We start from the raw sequence: 13441 nt of genomic DNA, 5'->3' as shown, positions 1-13441 counted from the left end.
GTGAACACCAGGGCCATTTTTCTTTTTCTCCTCACCCAGCCACTTTTTGCCGCCAGCTGGGCGGTCGGCGTTGGCGGTGGAAGCAGTCATTACCTTGGAGGTGAACCCTCTGCCCGACTTCAGAACCTTTCGGTGATCCAGAGCGGATGGCGGGTTGAGTCGGAAGCCGGTTACTACGCTGGGCGTGAGGGGTTTGATGTGATAATGGTCTATGGCGAAACGTTCTGGCGCAGCGAGAGCCGTCAGACCCTTTTCCGCGACCAGCATCTTGCGCTTCTGGTCGAGTATAGGCTGTTTGTCCTTAACCAGGAAGGAACCCTTCAGGGCGCTGTGGGCCTGGGGCCATCACTTCGCCGCTTCAGCTACTACATTGAGGAGGAGAAGGATCGCTATCCTATTAGATTCAATCTTGACGCCGAGATGGCAGGACTTTTCTTCCTATCAAGGCACTTCCTGCTTCGCGCTCAGGCCACCTACTCCTTTCCACTGCTCACACCGCTTCAGGGGGTCTTTGGCTTCACCATCCGGGCAAACTACCGTTCCTGATTCTCACCCCGAAGGGAAAATCTAACACGTAGTGCGAGACTTCAGTCTCGCTAGCGAACCTGAAGGTTCGCACTACATGCTAAGTTGATCTGTATTATCAGGCTTTGCGCAATACGAACCTCTTCGCTTCATTCACCTCCTTTTGCTTTCGCGGCGCGCCATGAGCTTCAAGATCGTCTCTATCCCAGGTTTGGCTTTATGTCTCTTGGGCGGCCAGTCCGAGGGCTGGGGCTTGATCTTATCAAAGTTCTTCTCCAGCCATCTCCAGGTTGCTTTGTACTGCTCGAAACCCTTCTCGAAGTCAATGGGGTCGAAGGGATACTCGAAGACCGGTTGAATCACGTAGTAGTCGGTCTGGGGGTCAAGCCTGGGGTAGTAGTCAACCTGCAGGTCAAAGAGATCGTTCAACATGTGATCCACCGCCGCGTAGACGTTGTCCACGATCCACTGTGAGTTGATCTTGGGTGGGTTCTTGCTTCGGCCAGGGGTCATGATGTATATCTCGTCCAATGGATGTTCAAAAAGCACCTCAAGCGGCGAGAAGTCACGCCCGGCCCCGCCGTCAACATAGTATGGTCCCGAGTTGTAAGGTACCTCCTGGGGCGGGAACTTGAATGGTATGGCCGAGGTCCCCATGAGCACATCCTCGATCTTAAGCTCACCATGATTCTTATCTCGATTATACCAGCGTGTATCATGCCCGTCTTGATTTCGCACACCGCAGATGTAGCAGATTCTCTTAAGCTCCTTGAGTTTATTGATTTTGATCTCTTTCAGCATCTTCCTGAAGAGTTCGCGTTCTGGTGAGGTCTCGTACCATGCAGCGAAACGCTTACACAGGATAAGAACAGCCTTCTTTAATACGGGGATATTCCTGTATATCTCGTCGTTCTTCACGTTCCAGAGTATGTTCTTGAGTCCGTCCCAACCCCAGCGTTCGGCCAGTATGGAATCAACCGCAACGGTAAGAAGCCCTCCTGCCGAGGTTCCGGAAAGGACCTCCGGAACCTTTCCTTTTTCGGTTATCAAAAAATCGCACATCGCCGCCTGCTGAGAGATGCGCGCTCCTCCTCCTGTGATGCAAAAAGCGATTCGTTTTGTAGCCATAGCCTCTCCTTTGATATCTATCTAGATCATTATGCAATCTACTCTAAGCAGAATCAAGGTTTTGTCAAGTGTAACCGACGCATAAAAAAGGCTTCTGAGCTTATCCCCTAAGACTGAGATGCAGATCAAAGACCTGGATTTAGAACAACCCAAGGAAGCGTTTTCTAGGCTTCTTTATCTCAACCGGGTCGTGCTTCTTGGCCCATTCCAGGGTTTCCTCGTACTGTTCGCGCTGGGTGGAAAAATCAAGCAGCGGATATTGTTTGAAAAGCTTCGGCAGATACAGGAACGCGCGCCGTGCTATCTGCGGGGCGCGGTCAAGCTCGCTCTCGAAGAGGGCATCTATGAGGTACTCCATTGCAAGGAGGACATTCAAAAGGATCTTTGGCACCCTGGGTCTTCTTTTCTTGAATACGGTCACGCCGGTCATGGTCTCATCGCCGCGCATCCTTGAGATTATGTAAAGTTCTCTGCAGTGCTCGGCGGCCATCGCCTCCACCGGGATGCCGTCGCGCCCTACCCCTCCGTCGAAGAAACTTCCTTTGAGTCCTTTGATCTCTCGAGGCTTAAAAGCCACCGGAATGGCGGTGCTGGCCATAAGAACGTCCAGAAGCGGAAGTTTTCTTATTCGAGGGTCAGGGTCGCGGCTGTAGAGCCTTAGTGTCTTGCCAGTATCGCGCCCCACCACCGAGATGTAGGTAGGCAGATAGAGGTCCCCAAGGCTCCGAAACCCCATCTTTTCTTGAAGCACTTCCTCAAGCAGCCTGCGCAGAGGGGCGGTGTCAAGAATAAACCCTTCAGGGATGTTGCGGGGGACGATCCTTGCAAGCCCGCGGGGCGTTATGTCGAAGATCTTGCCGTCATCCAGATCGAATAGAATCTTCTTGTAGTCCTCCCAGCTCATACCTTTGCCCGCTTTGCCGTCCTTTGTCTTCAGGATAGCATTAACCGCCACGGCGTTCAAAGCACCTGAGCTTGTCCCAGCCACCACGTCGGGGCGAATCTTTCGCCCGGAGGGTGTCAACCCCTCCATGAGGGCCTTGGTAAGGGCACACTCCTGGGCGATACGCGCGGCCCCGCCGGAGAAAACGAAACCGATCTTGGATCTGAACACAGGCCTCCTCCTGATTTTATTTAAACTAATGGATTGTAGAAACAGAGCGACATATGTCAAGCATATAGTGCGAACCTCAGAGTGTCCCCTTCGGGCATCAGATTCGCCCAGCGAGGCTACTTTTTGCCCTCTGGCGATCCTGACTTGACAAGCACCAAGACAAGATTAACATAGCTTCCAAAATTCAGAATGGACCATAACCGACAAGGAGGATGGATGAAAGCAAGATACGACACCTACTGCGGGTTAAACTGCGGTGCCTGTGCTGTACTGGTAGCTAACGAGCGCGCCGACGAGGAGTGGATCAAAAAGGCCGCCGAGATGGAGAAATGCAAGCCCGAAGACTTGCGCTGCATGGGCTGCAAGACCGATGTCACCGCCGTATTCTGTGCTGACTGCGGAATGAGGCTGTGTGCGCGGGAGAAAGGGGTCGAGTTCTGCTTCGAGTGCGACTCCTACCCCTGCAAGACGATATCAGATTTCCGCAGCGACGACTTACCCCACCACTCGGTTGTGTTCAAGAACCTCAAGGATATCAAAGAGAAAGGTCTCGAGGCCTGGCTCGCAGAACAGACCACCCGCTGGTCATGTCAGACGTGCGGCACCCGGTTCACCTGGTACGATGAGAACTGCAAGGGATGCGGAACCAAACTTTACAACTGTAAGGACGAAGATAAAGACCTGGTTGGTGCATAATTGACCGTCCACCCAAGGGCTTGACATGGTGAATAATTAACTTATAATTATGCTGTCCAAGGAGAAAACTTCTTAACTAACCCCCCAGACAGGGAGGCTCATGGAACTCGAAGAGTTGCGCAAAAAAAAGATAGTCGATCTTCAAAAGATCGCGAAGAAGTTCAAGATAGAGACCCTTGAGATGGAGAGGGACGACCTCGTCAAAGCCATTCTCAAAGCCGAAAGCAAGGAACAGGAGAACGGGCTGGTAGAATGTTCCGGCGTGCTTGAGATACTTAACGAAGGATTCGGTTTCCTGCGCTCGCCCAACTACAGCTATCTGCCCAGTCAGGACGACATCTACATCTCACCCGCACAGGTCAAGCGCATCGGGCTGCGGTCGGGCGACACGGTTACAGCCCGCGCCAGGCCGCCGCGGAATAACGAAAAGTTCTTCGCTGTAGTTAAGGTAGAAAAGGTCAACGGCGATCCACCTGAGGAGCTCCGCAGCCGTGTTCCATTTGATAGTCTCACGCCGCTTTATCCCACCGAACGCATCCACCTGGAGAACCCGGACGACAGCGACTTCACCACCCGAGTTATAGACCTCTTCACCCCTATAGGTAAAGGACAGCGCGGGGTGATAGTTTCACCACCACGTGCCGGCAAAACGGTAATACTTCAGAAGGTAGCCAACAGCATCACACGCAACCATCCGGAGATAGGACTCATCATTCTACTGATAGACGAGCGCCCTGAGGAGGTAACCGACATGGAGCGCTCGGTCAAGGCCGAGGTGATAAGTTCCACCTTTGACGAGGCACCGGAACGTCATGTCCAGGTGGCCGAGATCGTTCTGCAGAAGGCGAAGAGGCTGGTGGAGCACAAGCGGGATGTGGTGATTCTTCTTGATTCCATCACCCGCCTTGCGCGCGCCCACAACATGGTCATTCCTCACTCCGGTAAGACCCTTTCCGGCGGATTGGATTCAAACGCTTTGCGTAAGCCTAAAAAATTCTTCGGTTCTGCTCGCAACATCGAGGAAGGCGGCTCGCTTACTATCCTTGCAACCGCCCTGATCGATACAGGCTCGCGCATGGACGAGGTGATCTTCGAGGAGTTCAAGGGCACAGGCAACAACGAGATGGTGCTTGACCGCAGGCTGGCAGACCGTCGTGTTTTCCCGGCGATTGATCTGCAGAAATCCGGGACGCGGAAAGAGGAACTTCTCTTAACCGACCACGAGCTAAACCGCGTGTGGCTCTTAAGGAAGATCCTTGCCGAGATGAGCCCGGTGGACATGATGGAGTTCATACTCGACAAGATGAGGCTTACCAAGCACAACGAAGAGTTCCTGGACGCGATGAACGAATAGCTAATCTTGGCGTTGGCCCGGGGAGGTAATGAGGGTGGAAGAAGCCAAGAGAAAAGGGCAACAGGTTGACGCAGTAAAGGAAATCAACTATAATTGGTGCTATAGCGAGCCAAAGGTCAAGATGAGCAAAGGAGATTTGGTAGAATGAAGGAAAAGATTCACCCAAAGTATGTAGAGGGAACCATCCGCTGTGCTTGCGGATTTACCTACAAGACCTACTCCACGCAGGAGAAGATGAGGGTGGATATCTGTTCGCAGTGCCATCCTTTCTACACGGGTAAGACAAAGATAATCGACAGCGCGGGCCAGGTGGAGCGCTACCGCCGTCGCTTCGGCGAGACCAAGGCCACCAAGATCCTGACCGCCAGCGAGAAGGCAAAGCTCGAAGCCGAGAAGGCAGCCAAGAAGGCGGAGGCCAAGAAAGCCAAAAGAACCAGAGCCGCCAAGAAGTAACGATGAAGGAACGCATCGCCGAGCTTGCCGAGAAGTTTACAAAGATAAAGGAGTTTCTTTGACCCTTCCCAGCTTGTAGCGAAGCGTGAGGGGCTGAGGGAACAAGCATCCGCACCCGATTTCTGGAACAATCAACGCAAGGCACGCGAGCAAATGTCTGAGCTTGCGCGTATCGAGCGAATCCTGGAGACGGTTGAGCGTCTGGAACACGATGTAGGCGAAGCCGACGAACTCATGGAGATGTTCGCAGACGACCCACAGGCCCAAAAAGAATTGGCAGGAACCCTGGATCGAGCCGAAAAGGAGCTGCGCGAACTTGAGGTCTCCCTGGTGCTCTCCGATCCAAACGACGCCAAAACCGCGATCATGACCATCCACCCGGGTGCAGGCGGGGTGGAGAGCTGCGACTGGGCCGAGATGCTGTTGCGCATGTATATGCGCTACTTCGAGCGCAAGGGCTACAAAGCGAACGTATTGGACCTGCAGCCCGACGACGTTGCGGGCATCAAGGACGTAACCATCGAGGTCTCAGGCGAGTACGCCTACGGGATGCTCAAGGGCGAATCAGGCATCCACCGGCTGGTCAGGATTTCTCCATTTGATTCCGGAAGACGCCGCCACACATCATTTACATCCGTATTCGTGATGCCTGAGATGGAGGAGGTTGAGGTTACAATCAATCTGGACAACCTCAGAATCGATACCTTCCGTGCATCAGGCCACGGCGGGCAGAACGTCAACAAGCTTTCAACCGCGGTTCGCATCACCCACATACCCACCGGCATCGTGGTGCAGTGCCAGAACGAGCGTTCCCAGCACCAGAATAAGGAAAACGCCATGAAGATCCTGTGCGCACGTGTTTACGCCCATGAGGAGGAAAAACAGGCCAGGGAGCGCGAGAAACTGGAGGAACAAAAGACCGAGATCGCCTGGGGACATCAGATTCGTTCATACGTGCTTTTTCCCTACCAGATGATCAAGGATCACCGCACCGGCCACGAGGAACACAACACCGACGCGGTTCTGGACGGCGAGATCGAGGATTTTTTGACCGCCACCCTGCTCTGGCAAGCCCGTACCCGTAACACCCGTAACCCGTAACACACACCCGTAACACACCATCCAAGAAATAGTACCCCCACGAAGCGTACAAAAATCATACCCTGCGATCTTTTCGCGTAGGCGAAAAGGAGCATTAAATCCCCTCCCTTGACGGTAGGGGGTAGGGGGAGGGTGAAGGCCCGGTTACCTTGACCTCTTCCCTATGCGAGTTACAATCATAGCGATGAACTCCAAACCCCGCTTTCTCGTTGACGCCATGCTGGGTAAGCTCAGCACGTGGCTCAGGGTTCTGGGCTGGGACGCGGAGTACGTTAAGGGACGCAAATCAGAAGAGTTACTGGAACAAGCAAGGAGTGAAGGAAGGATGCTCCTCACCCGCAGGCAAGGCCTTGATAATGAACGACTTGTATTCATCGAAAGCGAGATTCTTGAAGAGCAGTTGAAGCAGCTTGAAGAGTTGTATAAAATCCTGACGAATTCTGAGCCGTTTTCAAGATGCATCGCATGCAACGTTGTGCTGCAAGTTATTGATAAGACTGAAGTTAAGGGCAAGGTCCCGTTTTTTACCTATCAGACCCAGGAGCGTTTCTGGAGATGTCCGCGATGCAATAAAATCTTCTGGCCTGGCTCGCACCACGACGCTATGTTACGAAAAATCAAGGGGTTAAAAGAATCCTGAGGATTTCCTGGCCTGCATTCTCCCTGGGTCCACGGACGGATGCGCCTGTACCCCCGTCGGGTGAAGCATACGTCTGGGGTGAAAAAAAGCTGGCCAAAAGTTGGTCAAAAGATGGACACCAGACCGGGCAAAGTTGGTCAAAAGCTGGACAAAAGCTACCCAAAAGGTGGACAAATGACAGCTCACGGCTCACAGCTGACGGCGAATCGTATGGGACCCCGGAGGCTGTCTTTCGTGTCAGGTTTGAGTACTTCTCGTCACCCTCCCCCTGCCCCCTCCCGTCAAGGGAGGGGTAGATTCGATGCCGTTCCTTTCCACCTCCCCCTTGATGGGGGAGGGTAGGGAGGGGGTGAAAAGTTATGAGATTGCTTCGTCCGGCAGGTCTGCCGTCCTCGCAACGACAGTCCCCCTCTCCCTCTGGGAGAGGGTTGGGGTGAGGGCTTAGCCCCCCTTGATAAGGGGGGTGTCCGAAGGACGGGGGGATTATCTACCAAACCTTCTCGCAATAATAGTGATAATCAGCCCCAGGAACACGTAGCCCATAATCACCTCGATCACCACCGGAATCTGCGCCGCTGGATTCAAAGGGGTTATATCCCCGAAACCTAAGGTCGCAAAGGTAACGACCGAGAGGTAGAAGTACTGGAAGATTGAGGGCATCATCGTAGGCTTGAAGTCAAACAGGAATGCCCCGGTGGCGTGTCCTATTCCGTAGATCACCGCAAACAGAGTAATCACCCCCAACGCCCACAGCATTGTCTTCCACCAGTGCTCTCCAAAGCCAGTAAGAGCTTGTGAAAGCGCAAGAAGGATACCTCGCCATCTCCTTTTTTCAACAAAAGCCTGTTTCTTGGCCATGAGTTTTTCACGGTAGTAAGCTTTGCTTTCATCGTCATATTTACCTTCTTGATGGAAATAGTTCTTAAGACGGAGATAAATGTCTTTGGCTCTTTCCCATAGTTTCTCGTCTTCTTCTTTTACTTTCTCGATTTTATCCCAAGTTAAATTTGAGATGCCATCAAATTCTGTCTCATATAATGAAGCGTATTTAAGCGTTACAAGTTTGAAATCTGTGTTAAAAAAGTCAGCTTTAGCGAGTCTCGCATTGTTGAAGTTAGCTGGTCTAAGTCCCGATGGAATACTGCCAACTGCTAATAGTTGACCAAAAATCGAATGGGAAAGATTCGCTGCGAATAGGTCTGCATTCTGGAAGTTAGCCCCGGAAAGCTTAGCGCCTTGCAGATCAACATGTTGCAGGTTTGCATATTCGAGAGAACCCCCTCCTTTAACCCAATTTTCAATTTTATGCTTATACTTACCCTTAGCTTCCTTAGAGAGATGATCCCAGCAGTAATCTTCAAGGAATACTGCTGGCATATCGCACCTTTTGTGCCGATGTATAAACTTACACTGTTTAGATTCTTTCGGATCGGGCAGCTTTTCGCCCGCGTCTTTTGGCATGGTTTATTGTATGCAAGGAAGCAAGGTGGTCAATACTACACCCTCCCCCTACCCCCTCCCGTCGAGGGAGGGGTAATAGTTGCTACTGTGCTTTCCCCTCCACCCGCCGTTTTGTCAAACGGCGACCCCCTACCCTATGGGATACAGTAAAATTAGTATCCCAAGGGGCACACTGTCCACCAGGGAGGGGGAATTTAAACCCCGCGACCGCACTGCGTGCGCCCGCGGGGACCCCGAAGGGAACAATCCCTCACCCCTAACCCCTCTCAAAGGGAAGATGGGGCACGTAACCTGAAGTCATTACGAGGACGGCAACAACTCGGTTGTTTCACTCCAAAAATCCTTATTATCTTCCTCCCTCTTAAGAGAGGAGGCATACCTGAAGATTATCCCTCCCCTGGCGGGAGGGAATAAAAGGGAGGGGGAATTTAAACCCCACGACCGCACTGCGTGCGCCCGCGGGGACCCCGAAGGGAACAATCCCTCACCCCTGACCCCTGCCAGACGGTGGCACTGTCCTTTCCCAGAGGGAGAGGGGAGTACACATCCTTCAGTCATTGCGAGGACGGCTGAGCCTCAAGCGAAGCCGGACGAAGCAATCTCATATAGGGCACTGCACGAGGACACGCGTCTAAGTGATGATCACCCACCAATCCGAATTGAGGGTGATTAAAGGTCGTCTCAAACCAACGCGCGTCTTGTATATGAGATCGCCACCCTTCCCCGCCTCCCAAGGAGGCGGACGGACGGTCGCGATGACGGTGTGTGTGAGTTTGCCTCCAATCTTCAAGCGAGTCTGAAGACTCACACTACATGATTTGTCCTTTTATATAATATGGGATTGCTTCGGGGCTTCGCTCCTCGCAATGACATTAATGTAGCACAGGCTCTCCAGCCTGTGAATAATATCCCCCTCCCCCTATCCCCCTACCCTATGGGGCGCAGTAAAATTGGCGCCCCAAGGGGCACGCTGTCCACCAAGGAGGGGGAACCAGATCGTTTCCTTACGGCTAATGGCTCACGGCTGACAGCCGACCGCTATCAGCCGTTAGCTGTGAGCTGTCAGCGGTGAGCTGTAGATGGCGGGTTGACGGAAGGTGAATTTCCGTTAGAATCTTGTAATGGAACGTTCTTATTGCGGCGAACTTACGCTTGAGCACGTGGATCAACCCGTGCGTCTGTGCGGATGGGTGCACCGGCTGCGCGACCTGGGCGGCATGGTATTCCTCCATCTTCGCGACCGCTCAGGCCTTATCCAGGTGGTCTGTGACCCTAAAAAGATCAAGGAGGCAAGAGACCTGCACGCCGAGGATGTTGTCGAGATACGCGGAACCGTTCGCGCCCGCCCCCCCGGCCAGGCAGACGAACGCCTCACATCAGGTGCTGTGGAGGTCGGAGCCGATCAGTTGACCGTTCTCAACCGGGCCAAGGATCTGCCATTCAGCGTGGAACGCGAGGAGCTTCTGCCCGCAGAAGAGATGCGGCTGCGGTACCGGTATCTGGACCTGCGGCGGCCATCCATGTCACAGATAATGGGCCTGCGTCACCGCCTGACACAGCTTGGCCGCAACTACCTTGCAGAGCACGGCTACTGGGAGGTTGAGACCCCGATCCTTGCCAAATCAACACCTGAAGGTGCGCGCGACTTCCTGGTGCCATCGCGCAACCTCAAAGGCAAATTCTACGCGCTGCCTCAGTCGCCCCAGCTCTACAAGCAGATACTCATGGTTTCCGGCATTGACCGGTACTTCCAGTGGGCGAGGTGTTTGAGGGATGAGGACCTGCGCGCCGACCGCCAGCCCGAGCACACCCAGGTGGATATCGAGGCCTCGTTCGTAACCGAGGAAGACATACAAAAACTGGTGGAGGGGCTGTTCCATCTATGGGTTAAGGAGATCAAGCATCAGTTCCTTGAGATCCCGTTCCCGTGCATGACGTATAAAGAGGTTATGGAACGCTTCGGCACGGACAAGCCTGATTTGCGAAATCCGCTGGAACTTTCAACGGTAACCGAGCGTTTCAAGGGTTCAGAGTTTCGCATATTCGCCGAGATCGTGGATAAGGGCGGGATCGTGCGGGCGCTGCGACTTGAAGGTGGTGCTGGCTGGTCACGTAAGGATATTGATTCGCTGGATGAAGAGGTCAAGCCCTTCGGCTTCCCAGGCGTTGTATGGGCGAGGAAACAGGATGGCAAACTTTCCGGTCCGCTCTCTAAGTTCATGAATATACATGAGTTCAAAGAAGGGGAGCTTGAGCTTGCCCTTGCCGGCACAGACCCCAGGCTGGTGAACCAGGCGATGAGCCGTTTGAGGGATGTCTGTGGTCGTAGGATGGGTTTGGTGAATGAGGACAAGATGTTTGCGTTGTGGATCACCGACTTCCCGTTGTTTGAGCGCGACGAGGAGACCGGCGAGATCGTTCCCTCCCATCACATCTTTACCTCGCCGCAGGCGCAGGATTTAAGGGATCTGGAGCAAGAACCATTAAAGGTTCGCGGCAGGCTCTTTGACGTGGTACTCAACGGGATAGAGCTCGGTTCAGGCTCGATCCGCTGCCATAACCGCCAGCTTCAGGAGAAGTTACTGCGCATCGCCGGGATTGATCCTGCTCAGTTTGAGTTTTTCCTTGCCGCGCTTGATGCGGGTGCTCCTCCGCACGGCGGGATCGGCATGGGTTTCGACCGGATCGTGGCAATCTTTGCCGGACTTGATAGCATCAGAGACACGATAGCCTTTCCAAAAACGACCTCGGGCCAGGGGCTGATGGAGGGCCAGCCTGCCGAGGTTGCCAAAGACCAGCTTGAAAAGCTGGGGATAAGAATAGTGCCTAAGAGGAGGAAGAAGAATGATTAAGCACGATCATACCTTTGTTATTATACCTGAGGGTACTAAGGCGCCGCGCCGTATCCATGTGTCCAAGAAAGTTATGAACGTAATTCTCTACACCGTGCTTGCCTTGCTATCCGCGGGCTTTGTGAGGCTGGTTATCTACGCTAACGAACTCATTCAGCTGCGCCGCGTTGCCGGCCCGATCCAGCAGGAGAATCGTGAATTGCACGCACGCACCCGCGCACTTATAACCGAACGTGACGCCATCGGATACTCCAAAGACAGCCTTCTGAATGAGATAGAAACCGAACGGGTAGCGCATGCCAGGCGTCTGTCCGAGGTGACCGATGAGCTGGAACGTTTGGAGAACTTCGTCACCGACCTCAAGATACTTGCCGGCTACAAACTTTCCAAGCAAGACGCCCAGAAGCTGCGCTCCACCGAGGTGGAGCAAGGAACTGAAGGTGGACGAGGCGGCGTAGAGATTGATCCCGAGTCCTATTTTGAGGGACTTTTAAGTATCTCCCAGGATACTCTCAAGGCTACGATCGACGTTGAAGCGCTGAGCTTGGCCCAGGAGTTGCGCAACAAGCGCAACAATCTCAAGGACTTACGTGACTTCCTGGAGAAAAAGGCCACCCTTCTGGAGGGACGTCCCATGGGGTGGCCTGCCACTGGGGAGGTCACCTCCCATTTCGGGCCGCGAAAGGGTGGTTTCCATTCAGGGATTGACATCGGCAATGTGATCGGTACACCGGTATTTGCTACTGGCGACGGAGTGGTTACGTTCAAGGGCTACGTAGGAGCCTATGGGAAGATGATCGTGATAGATCACGGCACCCAGTTCAGCACAGCGTATGCCCATCTTTCACGATATGGGGTTGAAACCGGAGACCGGGTTGAACGTGGGGATGTGATCGGTTATGTGGGCAGCACCGGTCGCACCACCGGTTCACACCTGCACTATGAAGTCCGTGTAAACGGTGTGCCGGTCAATCCCAGGCCTTACATAGAAAAGGAAGAAGACTGATTCTTGTCCAGGGGCCAAAGAAATTGATACTGGTTTCTGCCTGCCTTGTGGGGGTGCGTTGCCGCTACGACGCACGAAGATGCGAGATCCCGGAAGAAGTAAGGAATGCCCTGAAGGAAGGCTTGTGTCTTGTTCCTGTATGTCCGGAGCAGCTTGGTGGACTTTCTACACCGCGGCCAAAGAACGATTTGACATGGAGGAGGGCTAAGCCGACTGTGATCAATGAAGAGGGCAGGGACGTTACGCCGGAGTTCTTAAGCGGTGCCGAAGAGACCTTAAAGATCGCAAGGCTCGTCGGTGCCAAACGTGCTATCTTCAAATCCCGCTCCCCTTCCTGCGGTGAAGAGGGGGTAGCCACGAAGCTCTTACTTAAAGGGGGGATAGAGGTTGAAGTGATCAATGCAGAGAAGAAAGACTAACGATATTCTCCGGATTTACTTACAACAACTTGCGAATTACAGGGTATCGCTCGTGATCGATATAAATCTCGAACCCACATGAAAGAAATAGACTTAACGGCCCTTGCCACACCTCGTCGTCCGATTCAACCTGTTCTGACGCAATCTTACGAGGATAACCTTCGACAGTTTTAATCCCCTTCCTCTTAAATTCCTCCAGGGCCATTCTGAGCAGGGCTCGTGCGATTCCTTGTTTTCGATATTCTTTGACAACACCGAAACAGGTTATGGAGGTAACGTCATCTCCAGCGGTTTCTTGGTATCTATCGTAGCGATTTAACTTGGCGAAATAAGAGCGGTGTCCGTACTGCATCCAGGCGATGGGTTTATTTTCAAGGTAGAGCAGGAAGCCGTGGGTTTTACCTTCCCGAACCAAGGATTCTTTGAATTCTATTATCGCCGGGTTGCGGGTCTCGGTGAGCTTGTTCCACTCCTCATTGCTACCCATGAACTCCCAGTAGGTGCAGTAGCACCCCTTCCACTCTATGGTTCCTTCCTTTCCTTCATGGAACCTCTTAAAATCCTTCCACGTGTCTAGACTGAGTTCTTTTATGGAAAGTCTGGATTTATCTATAGTAACCTTGGTCACTAACCTCGCCTCTCCGAAATGCCAATCGGGGTCCCCAACTGAAGGCGTAGCATTCGGTTGGGGT

General features: G+C 53.2%; 12 protein-coding genes and 1 pseudogene. 9 read left to right on the top strand and 4 right to left on the bottom strand.

The genetic code is table 11. The features are described 5' to 3' along the window. Positions 1-546, top strand: coding sequence for a hypothetical protein (locus tag CEE36_01320; GenBank protein TKJ44410.1), 546 nt, complete (start codon positions 1-3; stop codon positions 544-546). Between the two features lie 132 nt (positions 547-678). On the opposite strand, the gene CEE36_01315 is transcribed toward CEE36_01320, so the two are convergent. Then, positions 679-1653: a hypothetical protein gene (locus tag CEE36_01315; protein ID TKJ44409.1), complete on the bottom strand. Its 975-nt coding sequence runs from the start codon at positions 1651-1653 to the stop codon at positions 679-681. A 139-nt stretch (positions 1654-1792) separates the two neighbouring features. Next, the gene (locus CEE36_01310; GenBank protein TKJ44408.1) at positions 1793-2905 is read right to left on the bottom strand and encodes a hypothetical protein; all 1113 of its coding nucleotides are present in this window, start codon (positions 2903-2905) and stop codon (positions 1793-1795) included. 51 nt (positions 2906-2956) lie between these two features. On the opposite strand from CEE36_01310, the gene CEE36_01305 reads away from it, so the two are divergent. The 5 genes and pseudogenes from CEE36_01305 (at position 2957) to CEE36_01285 (ending at position 7011) form a co-directional block, all read left to right on the top strand. Then, positions 2957-3463 carry a hypothetical protein gene (locus CEE36_01305; protein TKJ44407.1) on the top strand — a complete coding sequence of 169 codons (507 nt, stop codon included), beginning with the start codon at positions 2957-2959 and terminating at the stop codon, positions 3461-3463. A 100-nt stretch (positions 3464-3563) separates the two neighbouring features. Next, a complete protein-coding gene (locus CEE36_01300) occupies positions 3564-4817 on the top strand; it encodes a transcription termination factor Rho (protein ID TKJ44406.1) in 1254 nt (417 codons plus the stop codon). 144 nt (positions 4818-4961) lie between these two features. Further along, on the top strand, positions 4962-5270 hold the full coding sequence (locus CEE36_01295; GenBank protein ID TKJ44405.1) for a 50S ribosomal protein L31: 309 nt from the start codon (positions 4962-4964) through the stop codon (positions 5268-5270). Positions 5271-5272: 2 nt separating this feature from the next. Then, positions 5273-6371: pseudogene (locus tag CEE36_01290) on the top strand (peptide chain release factor 2). A 163-nt stretch (positions 6372-6534) separates the two neighbouring features. Then, a complete protein-coding gene (locus CEE36_01285; protein ID TKJ44404.1) occupies positions 6535-7011 on the top strand; it encodes a hypothetical protein in 477 nt (158 codons plus the stop codon). A gap of 483 nt (positions 7012-7494) precedes the next feature. Here the strand turns inward: CEE36_01285 and CEE36_01280 are convergent, their stop codons facing one another. After that, positions 7495-8472 carry a hypothetical protein gene (locus CEE36_01280; GenBank protein TKJ44403.1) on the bottom strand — a complete coding sequence of 326 codons (978 nt, stop codon included), beginning with the start codon at positions 8470-8472 and terminating at the stop codon, positions 7495-7497. A 1121-nt stretch (positions 8473-9593) separates the two neighbouring features. Here CEE36_01280 and CEE36_01275 point away from each other — a divergent pair. From CEE36_01275 to CEE36_01265, 3 genes are read left to right on the top strand one after another with little or no spacing between them, the layout of a single operon-like run. Continuing rightward, positions 9594-11324, top strand: a complete 1731-nt coding sequence (locus CEE36_01275; GenBank protein TKJ44402.1) for an aspartate--tRNA ligase — start codon at positions 9594-9596, stop codon at positions 11322-11324. Continuing rightward, complete coding sequence (locus CEE36_01270) at positions 11317-12330, top strand: hypothetical protein (GenBank protein ID TKJ44401.1); 1014 nt, start codon at positions 11317-11319, stop codon at positions 12328-12330. Before CEE36_01275 ends, CEE36_01270 begins: the two co-directional genes overlap by 8 nt. A 23-nt stretch (positions 12331-12353) precedes the next feature. Then, complete coding sequence (locus CEE36_01265; protein TKJ44400.1) at positions 12354-12749, top strand: hypothetical protein; 396 nt, start codon at positions 12354-12356, stop codon at positions 12747-12749. Positions 12750-12768: 19 nt separating this feature from the next. Here the strand turns inward: CEE36_01265 and CEE36_01260 are convergent, their stop codons facing one another. Beyond that, on the bottom strand, positions 12769-13377 hold the full coding sequence (locus CEE36_01260; protein TKJ44399.1) for a hypothetical protein: 609 nt from the start codon (positions 13375-13377) through the stop codon (positions 12769-12771). Positions 13378-13441 lie beyond the last annotated feature (64 nt).

This window comes from candidate division TA06 bacterium B3_TA06 (assembly GCA_005223075.1).
GTDB lineage: Bacteria > Hydrothermota > Tepidihabitantia > B3-TA06 > B3-TA06 > B3-TA06.
Note: the sequence above shows the minus strand (reverse complement) of the source record. Positions and strands in the feature narration are given on the sequence as shown.